Raw genomic sequence first — 20,433 nt, forward strand, 5'->3', positions numbered from 1 at the left:
GTTTTTCGGGGCGTCGAAAAACAGGCACGACATAACCGATTCTAATTTAATCACAGCTGCTTATTTCGCTTAACTGTCGGTACGCTCAAACGCAACTGCGTTTAAAAGAATTGCTAATGCCCTTATGGAACTTGTCAAGACTGTACAAGTTTTAGTGAAAAATAAGGTATCTACTTCCTTGAAAATGCGAGCATTTTACTACGTCGCAAACACACCTGATTTATTCCATAAAAGTCTTGACAAAACCCACTCTATCCATTGTGCGATGCACAAAAGAAAAGAACAAACACCCCTTAAAATTCAATCTGGATTGAAAAGGGAATTATTAATCTTTTAAATTTTTTAGTTATGAGTACTATTAGAAACCACGTACAGTTAATTGGAAATGTTGGACAAGAGCCAACCATTACGAACCTTGAAAGCGGTAAGAAAGTAGCCCGATTGTCATTGGCTACCAATGAAAACTACAAAGACAATAAAGGCGAAAAGCAAACGGACACCAATTGGCACACCGTTGTCGCTTGGGGTAAGAATGCCGAAATTATCGAAAAGTATGCCGATAAAGGCAAGGAAATCGGTGTGGTGGGAAAATTAAAGACACGCACCTTCACCGCAAATGACGGCAACCAACGCTATGTTACCGAAGTGGTAGCCCATGAAATCCTGTTGATGGGCAGTAAGTAAAAAGATAAAGAGGGTGTGCCTTGGACAGGAACGCCCTCTTTCATCATTAATTAATCCTAAAAAGACGTAATAATGAAAGCACAAGTTAACGAAATACTAGAGGGATTGCAACATTTTCACGGTTCTGAAATGTTCTATCAAATCCCATTGATACAAACCCGGTTTACAAACGGATTGAATTATTTGGCCCAGGTGGCGGAATGCTTTTGGTTGATTACGGATACTTCCGTAATCGCCAAAAGTTTAATGAACAAAAGCCATTTCATCACGATAGATTTTAAAAGGCTATCGAAAGAAAAACAGGATTCAACAGGTTATGAAGCCGAAATGATTTACAGCGATGGAAACGGTAATATATTGGAAACGCATCGATACCACCTTACCGATTTCCCTTTGGATGAACTGCGTTTATTTTTTGTAAATGATACGCTCATGCTACCGAGTGAATATTAAAGTGGAAGACTTATGAAATCCATACAATTATAACTATGTTTTCCTTATCCAAATAACAAAACACACCAAACGGGCCCTTTTATTATGAAGGGCTTTTTTGATGCCCAATCCCCTAATTTCCATATCTTTATAGCCTTAGAAAAGCATTGATTTTCTAGTGGCCATCACCTTGATTTTAATTTGACTTTCCTTGATGGCCAAATTCGAGAAATATGATATGGGCAACCCACGATAGTGAGGTTGTTCGGAAATTTTTGGTCCCCTTGGGACGAAAAATGGAGAAGCAAGAGGGTAACACGCTGCGCGCTGTTACATGGGTTTATACATGCATAATATTCTGATATACAGCACTTTAAATTTATTTACAAAAGCGATGGCCTGGGGCTTTTACAGCAAATGATGCCAGAACGCCCGTAAACAGTTGAAATTTTACAGTAAAAATGAAGGATCCGTATCAAAAATATCGTTTTTCGGCCATTAATATCAAAAAGGATGTTGCCATGCGCTTTCGGAACTTTTCCCGATTGGTATCGGATTCGCATACCCATACCTTGGAGAGGGTCATGGATTTTTTTGAATGGAATGACCTCTCTCCAAACGATGACCTGGGCATCAACAACAACAGGACCAACAAGCGGATCAATGCCGTTATCGCCATCCTTAAAAATATTGAAAAGCACCAGACCCTACCGACAAAGGCGATGTTGGATACCCTCTTCCAAGTAATTTCCAACATGGAAAATACGGAGGAAAAGGAGGAAGATTTTGATTTTGGATCGCCCGAACCGCTTTCCCGGGACAACGAACTGGACCACTACCGAAACCGCTATGAAGAAATGCAACAACAACTTGGCAATTATAAAAAACGGATGCTGCATCTCCTAGAGCAAATGACCTTCGTGAAGGGAACCTTTGGCAAAGGGCATTATAAACTGGATATGGACAAAAACGAATTTGAAGAATTAAAAAAAGGACTTTAACATGTACATCACCATTACCGCACAAAAGGTCAAAGGTAATTATGCCCAAAGCGCCAGTGCCTTTGTGGACTATCTCGAAAAGGAAAACGAGGGGAAACCCATAAACGAACTGGAGCATTTCTTTGACCAAGACAGGGAAGAAATATCAGCGATGGAGGTCATCAATAAAATAGATGGGAACACGGCCAAACTCAAAAAGGTGGAGCCCAAGTTCTATTCCATCACCCTGAACCCAAGTAGGCGCGAACTTCAGGCCATAGGGAATTCCCCTAAAACCCTTAAATGCTATACCCGCGAAGTAATGAAAGCGTATGCGAAGGCATTTAACAGGGAAATCAATGGTAGACCCGTGACCGTAGACGATATTCAATACTATGCCAAAGTGGAACACCAACGCACTTATAAAGGAAACGATGCACAAATTATCGAAAACCAACCCTATGCCACAAAAATCCTAATCCTGAAACAAGAAATCCGTCGTATCGAAAATGGGGAACTTATAGGGAATATCAAAAAACTGCAAAGGGATATGGTGCGCCTGGAAAGGGAAGCCCCCCACCAACTGAACGGCAAGCGCATCGTCAGGGGAATACCCAAGCCGGGTCCACAGAGCCATATCCATATCATTGTCAGCCGCAAGGATGTCTCTACCCGGTACAGCCTCTCTCCCGGAAGCAAGTACAAGGCCTCCGATGTTGAGATGAACGGTAAGACCGTGAAACGGGGCTTTGACAGGGACACCTTTTATAAAAATGCGGAGAAGACCTTTGATGGGCTATTCGGTTATAACCGAAACTACGTAGAGACCTATACGGCAAGGAAGACCTTTCTAAAGAATCCGAAGCTTTATTTTTCCATAATCACGAAACTGCCGACCAATGAAAAGGCCTTGGCGTTTAAACTCCTGGAAAAAGCTGGGGTCAGTACCGCCTTGTTGCACATTCCGACCAGTAAACTCCAGTTGACCCTCAAAGCGATCAATCTATTGAAAAAAGGGATTGGCAAGGCCATCGAATCAGGCTCCATTGGTATATGAGCTGGCAGGCCGAACATATCATCTTTTATATCGTTCTACCACTGTTATTCGTGGGTACGGTACTCTATGCCCTTCTGTTCGGGGAAGTGCATGAACGGACGGATAAAAAATATAAGGTACGATTCAAGTTAAGGTTCGGCAGCTTCACCACGGATAATATCCGCAGGGGAACTTCGGTCATCGGTTCAGCGGGAAGTGGCAAGACGGAAAGCGTCGTCTATAATTTTTTGCAACATTTCAGTGCAAACGGCTTCTGTGGGGTAATCCATGATTATAAGGACTTTGATCTGACCGAGATCGCCTATCCCTTGTTCAGGGACAACAACATACCTTTTTATACCGTTGCCTTTGACGATATCCATTACCGGGTCAATCCCATCGCCCCTAAATATCTGCCCAATGAGGAAAGTATCAATGAGCTCTCCAGGGTACTGATGGAAAACTTGTTGGAACAGGACCTTACCCAGAACCAAGGGAGCAATAAATTTTTCTCCGATGCCGTAGAGGGACTTTTAAGCGGGATGGTATGGAAAATGAAAACCGCCTATCCGGAGTATTGCACCCTCCCCCATATCATCGCCCTCTTCCATTCGGCAAGTACCAAAAAACTGGTGGCCTTACTTAAATCGGACCTGACCTCCCGAAGTATGGCCAGTGCCTTTATCCATGGTATCGAATCCGAAAAGCAGACCGCAGGAATTAAAAGTACCCTCTCCAACGCCTTTAAAAAAATAAGTTCCAAAAAAGTGTTCTACGTGCTTTCCAGGGATGAGTTATCCTTGGACATCAACAACCCGGACCATCCGGCCGTGGTATCGCTGGTCAACAATCCTAAATACGATGCGGCCTACTCCCCTATCATTGCCATGGTCATGCATACCCTAGTCAAACAGATGAGTGTCCGTGGTATGAAACCTTCCTTTCTCTTGATGGAAGAGGCACCGACCATCAAACTACCCAATATGCACCGGATTCCCGCTACCTTGAGGAGTTTCGATATTTGTACCGTCTATGTCATGCAGGATAAGGTGCAGAACGATCTGCTATATGGGGACATGGCAAGCAAGGCCATTTTAAGCAACCTGTCCTATCAGTTCTTTGGTAAGGTCAATGACCCCGATACCGCCAAATATTACGAACGTTTTTTTGAAATCATTAAAAAGCCCACACGTAGTATCAGTAAGAACAGTGGACTTAGCTTTGAAAGCCGTATTACCAAAGGGGAAAAGGAGGTTTCCAAACGTAGGGCGGATATTTTTTTTCGATTGAAACAGGGTGAGTTCATCGCCTTTGCAGATGGTAAGGATAAAAAAGTACAATTCAAATTACAACCTATTCGAAGAGAAATGCCTGATAAAAGAAAGCAGTGCTCCAACATGGATATCCAATTGAACTTTGAACGGATTCACAGGGAGGCCAAAACCATTTAAAAGGAGAAGTATAGCACGTATGTGCCTAATTTTATTTACTCAAAATCCCCAGGCTTCCATTCAAACTCAAAATCGAACAGTTCTTTTGGGTGGACCCCGAGACCTTTCGAAAGTTCCAATACTGTAGACATTTGAATATTTCTATTACCTTTCTCGATTTTACCAATATCACTGTAATCAATATTACAACGTGTAGCCATTTGTCGTAAACTTAGATTTTGAGAATTTCTTAACCTTTTCATGTTGCGACCAAAAAGTAATAAAAACTTTGTACCATCCATATCAATCTCCATATAATCACTTGGATGTACAATGTCTTCAGTTTTCAATAAAAAAACGTGGGTATTATTACCCACTATTGATTTTTTTATTATATTTACTTATAGTTACATAAATTTGCGATTCTTCGTATAGAACATATTTGAAGCTTTCGCTTAGAGTCTCTGTTAGAAAACTGGTAATTTTTGCACCTGAGATGATAAGTAGATAGGCTCACGACCCGGGCGTGGGCTCTCTTATCGGTGCAAGGTATACCAGTACCACTAACAGATAAGTTGAGTTTCACGCCCAACTATTCTTAGCGCTTTTTGAAGATTTGTTTTTATTGGTTTCGCTAAACCATCAAGGTTGAAATGGAAAATAAATTGATTGTGCTGTTTTTTAGATTAGGGGCTATACTACTGTTCCCGTCCAGATATGGGAATGAAGAAACCGTATTTGATCTCCTCTTCAAGAAAAAGCCCAAAAATCCAATTTAATCCTTGCTAATAGTTATGGGTTTTCTACCACACTGAATTCCGGTTGACGACATTACTTTTGCCCATAGCTGACGATAACGAATACTTCATGGTAGCCGGCCATAAAACGCATTAAAATTCATTTTAACATGTTCCCTTTCCAAGTCTTAACAATACTTGGACCGGACAACCTGTGCTTGTTATCAAAAGGAAATGCCTTGTCATGACCTTAAGCCCAGGGTTCCGAAAGGGAAATCAGTTCCGTCAATTCCCTTTTACGGGACATTGCTGGACTCCAATACCAATGTCTAACGAAACAACTTGAATGATGAATAAAAAAAAACGATTAACGAACGGCCTGAGTTTACTTCTTACCGTGTATGCTTTGCTCTCCCCCCTATTTAGCCTTAAACTCGAGGCCAAGTATACCACCTCCATAAAAAGTATTACGAATCAAAACCACCTACAGACCACTATTACGGGATTAATTACCGATACCCATGGACAACCCATCGGGGGGGTGACCATACTCGTGGAACAATCGGACAAAGGGACCATATCAAAAATGGACGGTACATACAACATTCGTGCAGCAGGCAATGGCCAACTTATCTTTTCCGCAATAGGTTTTAAGACCCTAACGATTCCAATCAATGGTAGAAAAAAAATCGACGTAACCCTTCAGGAGGACATCACCCAGTTGGACGAGGTTGTCCTTAATGCGGGGTATTACACCGTCACAGAGAAAGAACGCACTGGTAGTATCTCTACGATCAAGGCGATAACCATGGAACAACAGCCAGTGGGCAATCCTCTGGCCGCCATGCAAGGGCATTTGTCGGGTGTGAACATCATCCAATCGTCAGGGGTACCAGGGGGTGGTTTTAATGTAGAAATACGCGGTCGGAATTTTATCGATGGAGCTTCCGACCCCTTTTACCTTGTTGATGGTGTACCGTACAACGCCCAGTCCCTCGGTTCATCGAATGTTTCCGGTCAAATCCTTGGGGGAAACATCAGTCCCTTAAATGCCCTCAACCTAAATGATATTGAAAGCATCGAGGTATTAAAGGATGCCGATGCCACCGCAATTTACGGTTCCAGGGCGGCCAATGGTGTGGTGCTCATTACCACTAAAAAGGGAAAAACGGGAAAAACACGGTTCAATGCCCATTTAAGTACTTCCCTGGGGAGGGTATCCAATTTCTTGGAGCTTATGAACACGGAACAGTATCTGGAAGTACGAAGGGAAGGAATTACGAACGATGGTTTTGGTCCGTTTTTGGAAGATCCAGCATTCGATTTTATTTGGCCGGATATTAAATCTTGGGACAACGACCGTTATACGGATTGGCAAAAAAAGCTTATCGGAGGCACCGCCTATAGAAACAGTGCCCAACTCTCCGTCTCCGGAGGGTCGTCGGATACGCAGTTTCTGGTCAGTGGGGCCTACAACAAGGAGACCACCGTATTCCTTGGGGATGCCAATTATAAAAAAGCGACCCTTCACAGCAACCTGAACCACAAATCCAGTAATCATCGGTTCAAGTTCAATCTTTCTACCAGCTACACCAATGAGAAAAATAGGATGCCTAGGACCGACTTTACCAGTAAGGCCTACACATTGGAGCCCAATGGCCCTGAACTTTATGATGCTGAAGGTAATATCAATTGGGAAAACAATACCTGGGACAATCCTTTGGCCTCCTTAGAAGAAACATTCGAGGTGACCACAAATACCCTCATCGCCAATGCATTGGTGTCTTATGAAATCATACCCAACTTAGAGTTCAAATCCAGTCTGGGTTTTAACAGCTATCGACTGGATTCCTATAGGACCTTACCAAGTTCGGCAAGAAATCCCAATCTGGGTTTAACACCCCAAAATTATGCCTCGTTGACCACCAATGGTTCCAAAAGGAACTCATGGATCGTGGAACCACAGTTGCATTGGAGGAAACAATGGCAAGAGCTCAAGTTGGATTTCCTGGTCGGAACGACGTTCCAAGAGGAAAACACCGAACAGTTCATTCAAAAGGGAACAGGTTTTCCCAATGACGAACTCCTGCGGAACCTGACGGCCGCCAACACCTTGGAAGTGCTTCAGTATGCTGATAGCGAATACAAGTACAATGCCTTATTCGGTCGCTTGAACCTGAAATTTCGGGATAGATATATCGTGAATTTCACAGGCCGCAGGGACGGGTCCTCCCGATTCGGACCCGGAAAACAGTTCGGGAATTTTGGTGCGGTAGGCATGGCATGGCTGTTTTCGGAAGAAAATAGCCTTCAAGGAAACCCCCTATTAAGCTATGGAAAGCTACGGGGTAGTTTTGGTACCACCGGTAGTGATAACATTGGGGACTATAAGTTTCTGGACACCTATAACGTCAGTGGATTCGACTATAATGGGATCGTCCTTTTGGAGCCAACGGGCATATTCAATCCCCTATTTGGCTGGGAGGCGAACAAAAAACTGGAGGCGGCCCTGGAACTCGGTTTTTTTAAAGACCGGATCTTGATCAACAGCTCCTGGTACCGAAACCGTTCATCGAACCAACTTATCGGAATTCCATTGGCCGCAACGACCGGCTTTTCCGAACTGACTGGAAATTTTGATGCCACCGTGGAAAACTCAGGATTCGAGGTGGATATCCGAACTGTAAATTTTAAAAAAAAGAATTTTACTTGGTCGACCACATTCAATTTGACGATACCCAAAAATAAACTGGTGGCCTTTGAAGGCTTGGAAACGTCCACGTTCGCCAACCACCTGATCATAGGGGAACCCTTGACCATCGTAAAATTGTACAATGCCTTGGGCGTGAATCCGGAAACAGGTAGCTATCAATTCGAGGATTATAACGGGGATGGGACTATCGGCAGTTTGGAGGACAAGCAATGGGTGGAAGACTTCGGGCCCAAGTTTTATGGGGGTCTGGGTAATACCATCACCTTTAACCATGTGACCTTAGACTTTTTCCTTCAGTTTAAAAATCAAAAGGCATTCAATGAAATTGCTTTTGGAGCCACCCCGGGATATAGGGGTAATTCAAGCACGGCCCTTTTGGATAGATGGCAACAGCCCGGGGACATGAATCCCATCCAAAGGGCTTCCGGTGGTCTGGCATTCGGAGAGGATACCGGTGCCCTTCAGAAAAGCAGCAATGCGGCCGTCTCCGATGCCTCCTTTATTCGATTGCGGAATATTTCGATCAATTATAAAGTACCCGATTTAGGGAATGGGCTGGACCTGAACGTATATGTGCAAGGGCAAAACCTCTTGACCCTAACCAACTACAAGGGGCCAGATCCCGAACAACCTTCCAATACCCGATTACCACAGTTGAGACAGATTACCCTCGGACTTCAATTAGGCTTTTAACCATAATCATGATACTATGCAATACAGAAAAAAAATAACAATCAGTAGAAACCTCGATACGAAACACTTATTCAAGCAGACAGTTAGGATGCCTCGAATTACCCTGCTCCTACTAGCACTGGGACTTTTCAGTTGCTCGGACTTTGTCGAAGTGGGACCCCCAGAAAATATTTTGGTTTCCGAAACGGTCTTCAATGATGCGGCGACAGTGGAGTCCGCCTTGGCTAATATCTATTATAAGATGCGGGAACAGGGCATGGTTTCCGGTAATTTCGGTCTGACCACGGGGTTGGGCATCTACAGCGACGAATTGGATTATTATGGGTTCGATACCGGATATTCACAATTGAACCTTCATAACGTTTTGCCTGGCAATGACGTTATCACGGGTTGGTGGAGCCAAGGCTATTACCTCATATACAGCGCCAATGATGTAATCAAGGGTGTCGAGAATTCAAATAAGCTGACCGCAATGGAACAAGATCAATTCAAGGGACAGGCGTTATTTGTTAGATGTTATATGCACAGCCTCCTGGTGGCCCTATACGGAGATATCCCTTACATCACCACTACGGACTATTTGGACAACAACATTGTGGTCCGCAACACCGAGACAACGGTAATGGATAACATCCTATCCGACCTCACTTTGGCCGTGGACCTCTTGGAGGGTGTCGATGTTTCTTCGAATGAACGGGCGCTACCGGATCAATGGGCCGCCAAGGCCTTGTTGGCGCGGATGAACCTATATGCAGAAAACTGGGAACGGGCAGCATCGATCGCAACGGAACTCATCGACAATTTTATGTTGGAAACGGACCTGGAGAATGTTTTCCTAAAGGAATCCCCCGAAACGATATGGCAGCTCAAAGACGGCGAGAACCCAAAGAATACGCAAGTGGCCAACCAACTGGTCATCCGATTCATTCCCGGTCAGACCTACAGTTTGACCGATGACTTATTTTCGGCCTTTGAAACAGGTGATCTGCGAAAGACGCATTGGACCGATAGCCTATCCGATACAGACAACACCATTACCCTACGGTTTGCCCATAAATACAAGGCCACCTTGATCGAAACGGAATCCTTGGAATATTCCATTGTGTTTCGATTGGCGGAACAACACCTGATCCGCGCGGAAGCAAGGGCACGATCGGGGGATAATCCGGGAGCACTAGAGGACCTCAATTCCATCAGAAATAGGGCGGGGTTACCCGATACCATTGTAGGTACGACAGGTGACCTGTTGGACGCCATTTTACAAGAACGGCGTGTCGAACTTTTTACCGAGCAAGGATTACGTTGGTTCGACCTTAAAAGGACGGGGACGGCTGAAGAAGCCCTAGGGGACTTGAAGACGAACTGGAAACCGACCGATATACTGCTTCCCATTCCTGAAACGGAACTGGAAATCAATCCGAATCTTTTACCACAAAACCCCGGGTATTAAAAATACCCGATATCATGCATCATATACTTTACGCTATGGCCTAAAAAAGGTCAACACCCTTTAAATATGCAACACCATGAAAAAAAATATAATCATTCAATTTTTGTTCCTATTGATCTTTTGGTATCCATCCCATTCCAGAACAAGGACTATAGACAACTTAGCCGATGCAAAGCCCATTAAAAGCATTTTTTTAAGCTCTTTTATAGAGGGAGACCAACTCTATTTGAATATTCCTGAACCTATATTGGACAAGCCAATGCTGTTCGTTCGATACGAAGAAAATTACAGACGCAAATACATGCAGGTGGTCTGGTCAAGGCATCAGGATAAAATAGTACTCAAGCCCCAAAGCATAAAATCCACGGCAGGAATCATCATTCCCTTTAAACGAAAAGTTCCTCTAATGGAAAATATCCTCGCCATATTCCCAGTAGTAAACAAAAAAGGTGACCCGGATAGCTATTGTATCAACATCACTGATCTTGTATTGCATCTTGATATAGAATGGCCTCAATTCCCTGGAGGATTTTCTGGAAATACGATTCCCCAGATTTCCATGCTACTTGGAGCCAAGGATCTTGACGATCAGGTATTGATCAAAACCAGTCATGGTATCCTAAAAGATGGATCAAAGGTCTCCTTCCCTATTTTCTTAAGTTTCTGCGCATTGGGGGAACCGATGAAAGCCAGACGCCATGATTACCGAATGGGGTATTATAACGAGGAAGTTTTCGGTATTGGTTACGGAATCGATACCGAAGGTACCCAAAACGATATTGCCAATATTAGTCGATGGCGCCTTGAAAAGAAATATAAGAACCAAAAAATAAGTGTCCCGGTCAAACCCATCACTTTTTTGTTAGCTCCCGAAATTCCAAAAGTATGGAGACCTTATATCATAGCAGGAATCAGGGAGTGGCTCCCGGCTTTCGAGGCCGCAGGATTTAAAGATGCCATTGTGGTCAAGGAAACCGATCGTTTAAGTGAATGGGACAGGCATAACATCCATAACAACATTGTATACTGGTCACCCAAAAAATATTTTAGGGGTAACGAAAAAGAGGATGATGCAGGTAAGGCTTCCTTTATCAAGGATTACAGAACCGGGGAAATCCTGAGGAGCGATATTATCTTAGGTGCCGCCCGTCATACTTTCGAGAACTTCTACTTTACCAGAGCCGCACCATTGGATAAAAGAGCACAAAAACTGCCGTTTCCCGACAGCCTATTAGGAGAGCTGTTCCAACAACTGACCGCACACGAAACGGGACATGCCCTAGGGATAATGGACAATAACTATGGGGAGGCCCAGTATCCCGTAAAGAAGATGAACGATATCGACTGGCTGAAAACTATGGGATTTACCCCAAGTGTCATGAACTCTACCAGGGCCAACAACATTCCCCAACCCGAGGATAGTATACCTCCTGACTTCCTAATATCAAAAGTGGGACCAACGGATGTTTACACGATTCAATGGGGCTACTCGGAATTTGCCGAAGGAATGGACGAGAAAGCCGCTTTGGAGCGCATCGTCAGACTTCAGGATTCCATTCCATGGTATCGCTACAATACCAGTCCTCTCGAAGTGGTCGGTCCTGCTAACACCAATGAAGTTGTGGAAACCAATGACCCGGTTAGAAGTACCCAATTGGCAATGAAAAATTTAAAAAGGACCATTGCACTATTACCCCAAGCATGCTCCAACACAAAGGACAATGTGAGACTGGAAGTCCTCTACAAAAAATGTATGGAATTATGGTATTTACAGATGCGCCAAGTAGTTTCCTTGATTGGTGGTTATGACATCCAGTACAAATCCTTGGATCAACCTGGAAAAATATACACCCCATTGGCTCTAAAATCTCAGGAAGAGGCCCTTGCCTATATCCTGACCAATGCTTTCGACCCCCCAGAATGGTTAACGAATCCCGCTTTCAGCACCAGAATCAACTATAGTAGCCATCCAGATTATATAGTATCGTACCAGCAAAAATTACTGTACGAACTCTTAAGGCCCCAAAGGCTGAAGCGTTTCGAATATTTAGAAACCATAGTTGGTTATCAGAAAACCCTGAGCAACTATCTGACAGCATTGCAATCAGGGATATTTATTGAAATACAGAAAGATCTGGTGCCTATTGGACGCAGAAAGCAGGAAATTCAAATGACCTATTTGGATAAGATGAAGGCTATACTGGAACAAGAACGAATAAACGTTGATCCTGACAGGAAAGCCATGGACTATACCGATTATTCCAAGGGACTACTGCTACAACAATTGGTTTCCTTAAGGAAGGATATCGAAAATCACATAAAAAAAAGTGATAATGCCCTTTCCTCCGGTCATTGGAAATTAAGCTTGAAAAAAATAAAGGACATGTTGTAACTAAAATGCCAGGTCTTCCCCTGGACTATGAAAAGTATCCATGGATTCAGAAACAAAATATTTTCTGACATGGTAGTTTGTTATTTTGAATTAGTTAAAAAAGGTGCCTTATACAAGGCACCTTTCTTTTGACATCTGTGTCAAACCAAGGCTCAGTCTTTACGTAATTCATTGTTCAACGCGGGTTCCGCATACAATTGATGACCGTTGAACTTACAGGCAATTGCATTACCTGTTCCACATTCATTCTCAACCATAGTGGACTGCACCCCAAGGATGGGATGGTCGTAATAGGCAATTCGACTTTCTGTTTCGGCTTCCGATGCAAAGGCAAAGCCAAGGGCCATAACGATGGCCAATGCAGGTAATACGAACTTAAAAAATTTAGTTTTCATACGATTATATTTAAAAATTAATGCCTACTCTTTTTTACAGGTTTTCGGCTTATCCTGTCCCTACGTAGTATTTTTTTTTTATTCTGATGCCATGTTTTTGGAATAAAAGATTCCAAGTGCTGCAAGTGCCAGTAAGGCAATATTGAATAGGATGTGATCCGTCCATCCCAAAGCGGGAATGACTCCGACACAGGAACAGGGTACAACATCGCTAAAATTCAAGATCAATAGGATATAGGTGGTAAAGAGGACTATCAAACCGAAACTGGCAAAAAGGGCCTGAAGCCTGAATGATTTAAAAAAAAGTAAGACCGAGACCACAAGTTCGGCTACCGGAACCATCCAGGCCACGATATCCGTGTAACCCCTTAATATAGAAGCTTGGGCCAATTGTAAACTGAATTCCCGATAATTCAAAAGCTTGGTCGTAGCTGCAAATAAAAACAGGGTAGCCAATACCATGCTGATACTATAAGCAATGGTTTGCTTGATCTTCTCTATGTGAATCATATCGTTTATATTGATATGATAAAAATAGCGGGTCCTATTTACTCGTAAGGGAGCGTTTAATATCCGTTGGGTAGTAATTGGAATATTTTACAGATCAAGGATCTTTTCTTGATATTTTCCGCAATTCACTTGGGGCATAACCATACGTTTTCTTGTAGACCCTTGAAAAATGGGGAATGCTCTTGAACCCCGTTTTATAGGCAATCGTCTTTATGGTGAAGTCAGTATACTGAATCAACATTTTGGCTTTTCGCAGTCGCTCCTGTAACAAAAACCGATAGACACTGGTTCCAAAAAGCTCCTTAAAACCATACTTGAGCTTGAATTCATTGGTCCCTAATTGAAGTGCAAAATCGCGTAGCGAGGGCAGATCTTTCTCTAGATTGTTGAGGATAAGATTTCTTCCCTCCCTGATTTTTCGAATATCCTCAAAACTCAATTTGGGACGGTTCTTTGTGGTCTTCAGATCATTGCCTGAACCTGTGGTCTTCTTCTCTTTGTAGGATATGATATCTTGCCTTTGAAGCTCGTCCCTTTCTTTCCGGTCCTTGGAAAAAAGTACGACAGTGACCCAAATCCCATTGTCCTGGGTGTGCTGGCCTTCACAGGAACCAATGTGACAGGTATGCGGCAGCAATAGGCCTTCCTTCGAAACAAACGTAAGTTCCATTGAAGTTTCATAAAAACCTTTCTTACCTATTTTTTTGAGATATTTGGTCCATCTTTTTTTGGACTTTGTATTGAGCAATGCATCAAAACGTTTCTTGAGCAAATCTTCATGCAGGTAGGACAAGGTCAAACACGTGCTTTTATTCACCCCTTTAATGATGCCTTGCATATCCAACAGAAAATTCAATTGAATCAAATGCTTAACGATACCATTCAAATTTGCATATCCTTGGTGTATCAGGATTTCTTGGATTTCTTCGGCCAACATATTCAAAACAAGGATAATGGACTCCAAGTTGTCATGGTTGCCAGTACGCTCCAATCTATAGAAAAAATTGCCGCTGGCCATTTCCATCAACATCTTGTTGATCTTGTTCAGGTCCATTTTTCGCAATTTATCCATGATCGGTTTTCTGTTTTCAATGAAATGTTCACCTTCCTAAACCCCTTAGTTTACCTTGTCATTTTGTAAGAAGAAATAGCTTGGCAGCTTCAATATCAGAAAAGACCCTTGAAGGTATGGGTGGATTACTGATTCGTAAATAAAACGCTGATAGCGCTTTTGAAATCGTAGGTTCAATAACATACGCTACAACGGTTACCAGGATAGACCCTTCAATGGCCAAATAGTCCCTAGCTGGTTTATCCATTTCATAGATACCCCTTACATCACATAGGACTTTATAGGCCAAGCCTTCCTGTAACCTAAGGCGATCTTCAACAATACGAATTGCGGCTTGTAAATCGATAGAAACCTCCGACTTATATACGATATACAAGATACTATCTTGAATATGGTATGTTGCATATTCATTTTCTTTAAAAAAAGACATTGTAATAGAAAACTGGTTAATACCATAAAGTTAGTAAATCGACAACTCTTAAATTGACCATAGTTTTAATATTCATTGACTAATAAAGAAAGAAATCTTATTTGTCAAGGATAAACACTTATCCATAAAGGATTTTAAAATATCAAAAAAGGATATTTTCCTACAAATACTATTACATTTTACTCCACTTTAAAACGCAACAGTATGGCAAAGATCAAACATCATAATTTCTTGAATACGGTTCACGAGGTATTTACGGATGCCAAACAAGAAGGCGTCCTGCATTTGTATGCGGAAGGCAATTCCTTTTCCGGAAGGAAGATAAAGGTCAAGAATCGAAATCTATTCCATTTTGGGACTACGGGATATCTAGGTCTTGAACAGGATCAACGGCTCAAAAAAGCCGCTATTCGGGCCATCGAAAATTATGGCACACAGTTTCCGTTATCAAAATCCTACATCTCAAATCCCTTATATAAAGAACTTGAAGAGCTTATAACGCAAATGTATCAAGCACCGATCATCATCACCAAAAACAGCACCCTTGGTCACATCGGGGTAATACCAAGTGCCGTCGATGATGATGATGTCATCATTTTGGACCATCAAGTACATTGGAGCGTACAGAATGCTGCCAAGATGTTAAAGACACGTAGTGTTCCTATCGAAATGATTCGGCATAACAACCTGGAAATGCTTGAGGATAAACTGAAAAAATACACCCACTCCAAAAAGCACATATGGTACATGGCCGATGGGATTTATTCCATGTACGGGGACTTCGCCCCGGTAAACAATTTAATGGAACTGGGCAAACAATATCCACAATTACGATTCTACTTCGATGATGTCCATGGCATGAGTTGGGTCGGAAAAAATGGAACGGGCTATGTGTTGAGCCAACTAGGCGAGTTGCCGTCCAATGTACTTCTTTTTGGAACCTTGAGCAAAACGTTTGGGGCTAGCGGTGCCCTATTGGCATGTTCCGATATAGAACTATACAAAAAGATCAAGACCTTTGGTGGGCCCTTGACGTTTTCGGCCCAATTGGAACCGGCATCTGTAGCTGCTGCAATCGCATCGGCCAAAATCCATTTGTCCAAGGATATATACGGCCTGCAAGATGAGCTGAAGGAGCGAATCGATTGTTTCAACGAATTTCTGGCAAAGACCGATCTACCACTGATAGACCATAATGAATCCCCTGTATTCTACATTGGAACAGGAATGCCAAAAACGGGATACAATTTTGTCAACCGTTTGATGAAGGAAGGATTCTATGTGAACCTAGGGATTTTCCCAGCTGTGCCTGTAAAGAATACGGGTGTCCGAATAACCATATCCAGACATAATCAAAAGGAAGAAATCAAAGCATTGGTAGCTGCAATGGAGTATCATTATCCTAAAGCACTAGCTGAAACCAGAACGACTCCGGAACGTGTTTTCCACGCTTTTAATCTTCAACCAAAAGTCCTAAGTGAAAAGGTTTTGAACGTTGACCTTCAAATTGAAATAAAGGAAACTATTGGGGCAGTCGATAAAAAGCTATGGAATAACCTAATGAAGGGTCAAGGGGTCTACGACTGGGATGGATTAAATTTTCTAGAAAATGTATTCCAAGATAATAATAGAAAGGAATACAATTGGGCCTTTCGCTATGTGTTCATCAAAGATGAAAATGAAAAAATCATCTTGGCAACCTTCTTGACCCATGCCCTGTGGAAAGATGATATGTTGGCCAAAGAAAAGGTTTCACTGGCAATAGAAGTGGAACGGAATGAAGACCCGTATCATTTGACTTCCATGGTAGTCTCGATGGGTTCCTTATTTACAGAAGGAGACCACCTTTATTGGGATGGGAAACATCCCAAGGCCAAAGGCGCTATGAATACATTGATCCGCCTACTGGAAGACCTACAGCTAGATCTTGACGCAAAGATGATAGTGCTCCGTGATTTTGAAAGGGAAACTCCCTGGCATCGAAATCTTCAGGGGAATGGCTTTATACGGGTTCAAATGCCCGATACCTGTATGGTGGACTTGAAGGGTGTCGTAAATCTCCAAGACTTCCTTTCCAAATTATCCAGTCGAAACCGAAAGCATTATCGCAAGGACATTAGACCCTATCTGGAAAAGGTTAATGTAAAGTTAGTAAAGAAGGCTACATCCTCAGAAATAGTACAAATCAAAAAATTATACGGCAACGTGCACGATAATAACCAAGGACTAAATACATTTTCTTTTCCTGAAAAACTCTTTGATCATATGAACCAACATTCTCTTTGGGAGTTCATTATGGTACGTCCTTCTGAACAACTTGAAACCTTAATTGGAGTAATGCTTTGTTATAAGAATTCAGGACAAGTCTACGTCCCTGCATTTATTGGAATGGACTACGCCTATCGAAATGATTTCAGTACCTACAGACTATTGTTATTAATGACCATTGAACGGGCCATTGCGTTAGGGTTCTCAAAAATAGACATGGGGATGACCGCATCTTTCGAGAAAAAGAAATTGGGGGCCCAGGTAATCAAAAAATATGCTTACCTGCAGACCGCTGACAATTATACCCTGGAACTACTTGGAATAATGGAAGGTCAGTGAGAAATCCAACATCACATGAAATACCAAAAATTGCTAACCGAATTCGAGGCCCAACTGGATAAGTTGGAAAATGGCCAAGGGGATATTCTATTTAAGGCTGAAAAAGGCATTGTATTGGTAGAAAAATACATTAGGAAACTACATATTGAGTTTGAGAAAAAATCCTTCACCACACAAGGGGATGAGATCCATTTCTTCAAACATGTAAAGCCCCAAATTTTTAGCAAACTTATTTATTACGGAAAGCTTTTTACCATTGAAAGCAAAAGACCAAGAGGCAATAACACCTCCCAAATCAAGTATTTGAGGTATCAAATAGATAAGCTACAGACATTTTTTAATGATAACCTGGAATTCTATAATTACTATAGACGCGGTGCCATGTCAATGGACGAGCATTATTTTGTTCGAGGCAACCGCGACCTAAGACTTCCTTCGGATTCCTTTCATTTTTTTATCGATGACCATTTCTCAACATGTCAAGATGGTACGGTCGCGACCATTATGGCTTACGATATGCTTATCGTATACCTACAGCGGGAAGTGGATCATTTGGACAAAATCATTGAAATACCTGTAAATACGCCGATGCAAAAACCTTCAAAACTTTTTTGGACCGGGAGCAAGACCGATTTAATTGAATTGCTTTATGCGCTCCATGCCAGTAATTCCATCAATAGTGGAACTGCGGACATCAAGGAACTGGCCTCCCATTTCGAACATTTCTACAATGTTGATCTGGGAAATTATTACCACACCTTTATTGAAATAAGGTCAAGAAAAATGAGTAGGACAAAGTTCATGGACAAACTAACTGAAATGTTGAACCAACGCATGGAATCTTTGGATGAATAAGCATACTATCCATACCCAACTATGACCCAAGATGGGATATTCTGAATTGGCCCCTACCCGATCAGAAAATAATGGAATGGTCAAAACTGACCATATGAATTACGGGCAAACATCCTTAAATTAAATGACGAAAAAAACTACCCACCTCTGTCATAGCTTTGGAAGAAGTTCTTAAAAACCGAAGCAGTTTTGTAGAACGAAAGTCAAATCATTGCAAAGCCGTCATCTAAAAGCGATAACCCTGACGGCTTTGTTTTTAAACTTATTTCATATGGCAACAAATATTATCACTACAGACGATCTACGCAATTTTAAAATGGAATTGCTCGACGACATTAAAAACCTTCTTGCCACACAGGCTTCGGGAAGAATTAAAAAATACATGAAATCATCAGAGGTCATGGATTTGCTCCAAGTAAGCCCAGGCACCCTTCAAAACCTCCGTATCAATGGAACACTACCTTATACTAAAGTGGGCGGTATCATCTATTACGATACCGATGAAATCCAAAAAGTGATGGATGCCAACCACGTACACCATGGCTTAAATTCCTAAGCTATGAACTATATAAAGCTACTGAATACAGCTTTTGAAAAATTTTATTTTGATGATCGTTTAAACCCTACCCACATCAGCTTGTATATGGCACTGTTCCAAGAATGGAACAGCTGCCGTTTTCTAGATGAATTCTACGTAAACCGTAGGGAACTGATGCGTGTGGCCAAAATTGGTTCAAAATCTACCTACCATAGATGTATTGTCGAATTGGATAATTGGCAATACTTATCTTATTTTCCCTCCAATAATCCCTATAAAGGCAGTAAGATTAAGATGTCCATTATCGGGACAAGTGATGAACTGGTTACGGGACAGTACAGTCCCATATTGGAACAACTTGCGGAACAGTACCATCCCATTCGTGAACCAGTAGTCTACCAACACCGTCCCACTAATGGACAAGCATTGGTATCTACTATAAACAATACCAAACAAGTAAACAATACTAAACAGCCAAAGGGCAGGCAGGCTGTTATTATTTTTTTCAATAAAAAAGGATTTGATGCTGATGAAGCAAAAAAATTCTTCGACCATTACGAAGCTAGCAATTGGAAAACGAGTGACGGAAAAGCAATCCGTGATTGGCAGGCATTGGCCATCAACTGGATGGATAGAACCGAGTCGTTTGACCAAGAAAACAAACCAGATAAAAAACAAGCATCCCAAATGAAGGACAACTTGCGAACCGCTAAAAACAAGGATTATGGACAACCCCTCTAAAATAACCGAAGGTGGCGTGGAATATTCGCTTGGGGAGTTTGATGGTAAAAGTGTGCTATACGATTTCCCGAAAATCTTGATTTATTTGAATGCCAAGGGAAAACTACTTTTTGGGGAAAAATTCAGGATTTATGACGAGGATAAGGATATTCTGCTCAAGCTCTGCTCATATTTCATCAAGGATGAGGAGAATTGCAAGACTTATGGCATTGATATCGATAAGGGGATTCTGCTATCCGGTCCCGTAGGCTGCGGCAAGACCAGTTTGATGAAACTATTGCGACACATAGTGCCGCTACAACGCCCATATGAGGTAATACCTTGCAGAAACGTGACCTTCAGTTTTAACCATCTTGGTTTTAAAACCATTGAAGAATATGGCAACACCAAATTTCTCTGTTTTGATGATTTAGGCATTGAACCCCCTGGACGGTTTTATGGGAAGGATTTGAACGTAATGGGTGAAGTGCTGTTATCCCGCTATGAACTTTACCAGCAGACCAAACATAAAATTAAAACCCACGCCACCACCAACCTTAATGCCGAAGAATTGGAAGAACGTTATGGAAACCGTGTCCGTAGCCGGATGCGGGAACTCTTTAATTTGGTTGCTTTTGATAAAAGGGCTGGGGAGAAAAGAAAGTAATGGAATTGATTGATAATTAACGAGATTTATTTAGTCGAATTCAACTTAAATATCTAAATTGAATGCCAAATTAACATTTTAAATTACTTTCG

Annotated in this window: 18 protein-coding genes; 13 read left to right on the forward strand and 5 right to left on the reverse strand. The window is 42.0% G+C overall.

Annotated features, from left to right (window positions below):
* The first annotated feature begins 348 nt into the window (after positions 1–348).
* The 5 genes from GJ691_RS14695 (at position 349) to GJ691_RS14715 (ending at position 4,583) form a co-directional block, all read left to right on the forward strand.
* Positions 349–684, forward strand: coding sequence for a single-stranded DNA-binding protein (locus tag GJ691_RS14695; protein ID WP_154368200.1), 336 nt, complete (start codon positions 349–351; stop codon positions 682–684).
* A 72-nt stretch (positions 685–756) separates the two neighbouring features.
* Entirely contained in the window at positions 757–1,137 is a 381-nt protein-coding gene (locus GJ691_RS14700) for a DUF6876 family protein (protein WP_109650020.1), read from the forward strand.
* Positions 1,138–1,577: 440 nt separating this feature from the next.
* Positions 1,578–2,117 carry a BfmA/BtgA family mobilization protein gene (locus GJ691_RS14705; RefSeq protein ID WP_154368203.1) on the forward strand — a complete coding sequence of 180 codons (540 nt, stop codon included), beginning with the start codon at positions 1,578–1,580 and terminating at the stop codon, positions 2,115–2,117.
* 1 nt (position 2,118) lies between these two features.
* Positions 2,119–3,153 (forward strand): MobB family relaxase, encoded by a 1,035-nt coding sequence (gene mobB / locus GJ691_RS14710; protein ID WP_154368205.1) that lies wholly within the window; start codon positions 2,119–2,121, stop codon positions 3,151–3,153.
* On the forward strand, positions 3,150–4,583 hold the full coding sequence (locus GJ691_RS14715; RefSeq protein ID WP_154368207.1) for a type IV secretory system conjugative DNA transfer family protein: 1,434 nt from the start codon (positions 3,150–3,152) through the stop codon (positions 4,581–4,583). Before mobB ends, GJ691_RS14715 begins: the two co-directional genes overlap by 4 nt.
* A gap of 35 nt (positions 4,584–4,618) precedes the next feature.
* On the opposite strand, the gene GJ691_RS19770 is transcribed toward GJ691_RS14715, so the two are convergent.
* On the reverse strand, positions 4,619–4,876 hold the full coding sequence (locus tag GJ691_RS19770; RefSeq protein WP_109650116.1) for a helix-turn-helix domain-containing protein: 258 nt from the start codon (positions 4,874–4,876) through the stop codon (positions 4,619–4,621).
* Positions 4,877–5,645: 769 nt separating this feature from the next.
* Between GJ691_RS19770 and GJ691_RS14725 the strand changes: the two genes are divergently transcribed.
* The 3 genes from GJ691_RS14725 (at position 5,646) to GJ691_RS14735 (ending at position 12,547) form a co-directional block, all read left to right on the forward strand.
* Positions 5,646–8,705, forward strand: coding sequence for a SusC/RagA family TonB-linked outer membrane protein (locus tag GJ691_RS14725; RefSeq protein ID WP_246200197.1), 3,060 nt, complete (start codon positions 5,646–5,648; stop codon positions 8,703–8,705).
* Positions 8,706–8,721: 16 nt separating this feature from the next.
* Positions 8,722–10,155, forward strand: a complete 1,434-nt coding sequence (locus GJ691_RS14730; protein WP_154368209.1) for a RagB/SusD family nutrient uptake outer membrane protein — start codon at positions 8,722–8,724, stop codon at positions 10,153–10,155.
* A gap of 76 nt (positions 10,156–10,231) precedes the next feature.
* Complete coding sequence (locus GJ691_RS14735; protein WP_154368210.1) at positions 10,232–12,547, forward strand: zinc-dependent metalloprotease; 2,316 nt, start codon at positions 10,232–10,234, stop codon at positions 12,545–12,547.
* A 152-nt stretch (positions 12,548–12,699) separates the two neighbouring features.
* Here the strand turns inward: GJ691_RS14735 and GJ691_RS14740 are convergent, their stop codons facing one another.
* The 4 genes from GJ691_RS14740 to GJ691_RS14755 form a co-directional block, all read right to left on the reverse strand.
* Positions 12,700–12,942 (reverse strand): DUF6520 family protein, encoded by a 243-nt coding sequence (locus tag GJ691_RS14740; RefSeq protein ID WP_154368212.1) that lies wholly within the window; start codon positions 12,940–12,942, stop codon positions 12,700–12,702.
* 78 nt (positions 12,943–13,020) lie between these two features.
* Positions 13,021–13,452, reverse strand: coding sequence for a MauE/DoxX family redox-associated membrane protein (locus GJ691_RS14745; protein ID WP_154368214.1), 432 nt, complete (start codon positions 13,450–13,452; stop codon positions 13,021–13,023).
* A 94-nt stretch (positions 13,453–13,546) separates the two neighbouring features.
* On the reverse strand, positions 13,547–14,524 hold the full coding sequence (locus GJ691_RS14750) for a helix-turn-helix domain-containing protein (RefSeq protein WP_154368216.1): 978 nt from the start codon (positions 14,522–14,524) through the stop codon (positions 13,547–13,549).
* Between the two features lie 58 nt (positions 14,525–14,582).
* Entirely contained in the window at positions 14,583–14,954 is a 372-nt protein-coding gene (locus GJ691_RS14755) for a DUF7793 family protein (RefSeq protein WP_154368218.1), read from the reverse strand.
* A gap of 204 nt (positions 14,955–15,158) precedes the next feature.
* On the opposite strand from GJ691_RS14755, the gene GJ691_RS14760 reads away from it, so the two are divergent.
* From GJ691_RS14760 to GJ691_RS14780, 5 genes are all read left to right on the forward strand, one after another.
* Positions 15,159–17,561, forward strand: coding sequence for a bifunctional aminotransferase class I/II-fold pyridoxal phosphate-dependent enzyme/GNAT family N-acetyltransferase (locus tag GJ691_RS14760; protein ID WP_154368219.1), 2,403 nt, complete (start codon positions 15,159–15,161; stop codon positions 17,559–17,561).
* A gap of 15 nt (positions 17,562–17,576) precedes the next feature.
* Positions 17,577–18,416 carry an RteC domain-containing protein gene (locus tag GJ691_RS14765; RefSeq protein WP_154368220.1) on the forward strand — a complete coding sequence of 280 codons (840 nt, stop codon included), beginning with the start codon at positions 17,577–17,579 and terminating at the stop codon, positions 18,414–18,416.
* Positions 18,417–18,687: 271 nt separating this feature from the next.
* Positions 18,688–18,972 (forward strand): helix-turn-helix domain-containing protein, encoded by a 285-nt coding sequence (locus tag GJ691_RS14770; protein ID WP_154368221.1) that lies wholly within the window; start codon positions 18,688–18,690, stop codon positions 18,970–18,972.
* A 3-nt stretch (positions 18,973–18,975) separates the two neighbouring features.
* Positions 18,976–19,695, forward strand: coding sequence for a hypothetical protein (locus tag GJ691_RS14775; RefSeq protein ID WP_154368222.1), 720 nt, complete (start codon positions 18,976–18,978; stop codon positions 19,693–19,695).
* A complete protein-coding gene (locus GJ691_RS14780; RefSeq protein WP_154368223.1) occupies positions 19,679–20,341 on the forward strand; it encodes a P-loop NTPase family protein in 663 nt (220 codons plus the stop codon). Before GJ691_RS14775 ends, GJ691_RS14780 begins: the two co-directional genes overlap by 17 nt.
* Positions 20,342–20,433: the final 92 nt, after the last annotated feature.

Origin of the sequence: Maribacter luteus (assembly GCF_009674825.1) — a bacterium.
Lineage (GTDB): Bacteria > Bacteroidota > Bacteroidia > Flavobacteriales > Flavobacteriaceae > Maribacter_A > Maribacter_A luteus.

Coding starts and splice junctions, on each gene's coding strand:
- GJ691_RS14695 (WP_154368200.1), top strand. CDS start 349: ATGAGTACTATTAGAAACCACGTACAGTTAATTGGAAATGTTGGACAA.
- GJ691_RS14700 (WP_109650020.1), top strand. CDS start 757: ATGAAAGCACAAGTTAACGAAATACTAGAGGGATTGCAACATTTTCAC.
- GJ691_RS14705 (WP_154368203.1), top strand. CDS start 1,578: ATGAAGGATCCGTATCAAAAATATCGTTTTTCGGCCATTAATATCAAA.
- mobB (WP_154368205.1), top strand. CDS start 2,119: ATGTACATCACCATTACCGCACAAAAGGTCAAAGGTAATTATGCCCAA.
- GJ691_RS14715 (WP_154368207.1), top strand. CDS start 3,150: ATGAGCTGGCAGGCCGAACATATCATCTTTTATATCGTTCTACCACTG.
- GJ691_RS19770 (WP_109650116.1), bottom strand. CDS start 4,876: ATGGAGATTGATATGGATGGTACAAAGTTTTTATTACTTTTTGGTCGC.
- GJ691_RS14725 (WP_246200197.1), top strand. CDS start 5,646: ATGATGAATAAAAAAAAACGATTAACGAACGGCCTGAGTTTACTTCTT.
- GJ691_RS14730 (WP_154368209.1), top strand. CDS start 8,722: ATGCAATACAGAAAAAAAATAACAATCAGTAGAAACCTCGATACGAAA.
- GJ691_RS14735 (WP_154368210.1), top strand. CDS start 10,232: ATGAAAAAAAATATAATCATTCAATTTTTGTTCCTATTGATCTTTTGG.
- GJ691_RS14740 (WP_154368212.1), bottom strand. CDS start 12,942: ATGAAAACTAAATTTTTTAAGTTCGTATTACCTGCATTGGCCATCGTT.
- GJ691_RS14745 (WP_154368214.1), bottom strand. CDS start 13,452: ATGATTCACATAGAGAAGATCAAGCAAACCATTGCTTATAGTATCAGC.
- GJ691_RS14750 (WP_154368216.1), bottom strand. CDS start 14,524: ATGGATAAATTGCGAAAAATGGACCTGAACAAGATCAACAAGATGTTG.
- GJ691_RS14755 (WP_154368218.1), bottom strand. CDS start 14,954: ATGTCTTTTTTTAAAGAAAATGAATATGCAACATACCATATTCAAGAT.
- GJ691_RS14760 (WP_154368219.1), top strand. CDS start 15,159: ATGGCAAAGATCAAACATCATAATTTCTTGAATACGGTTCACGAGGTA.
- GJ691_RS14765 (WP_154368220.1), top strand. CDS start 17,577: ATGAAATACCAAAAATTGCTAACCGAATTCGAGGCCCAACTGGATAAG.
- GJ691_RS14770 (WP_154368221.1), top strand. CDS start 18,688: ATGGCAACAAATATTATCACTACAGACGATCTACGCAATTTTAAAATG.
- GJ691_RS14775 (WP_154368222.1), top strand. CDS start 18,976: ATGAACTATATAAAGCTACTGAATACAGCTTTTGAAAAATTTTATTTT.
- GJ691_RS14780 (WP_154368223.1), top strand. CDS start 19,679: ATGGACAACCCCTCTAAAATAACCGAAGGTGGCGTGGAATATTCGCTT.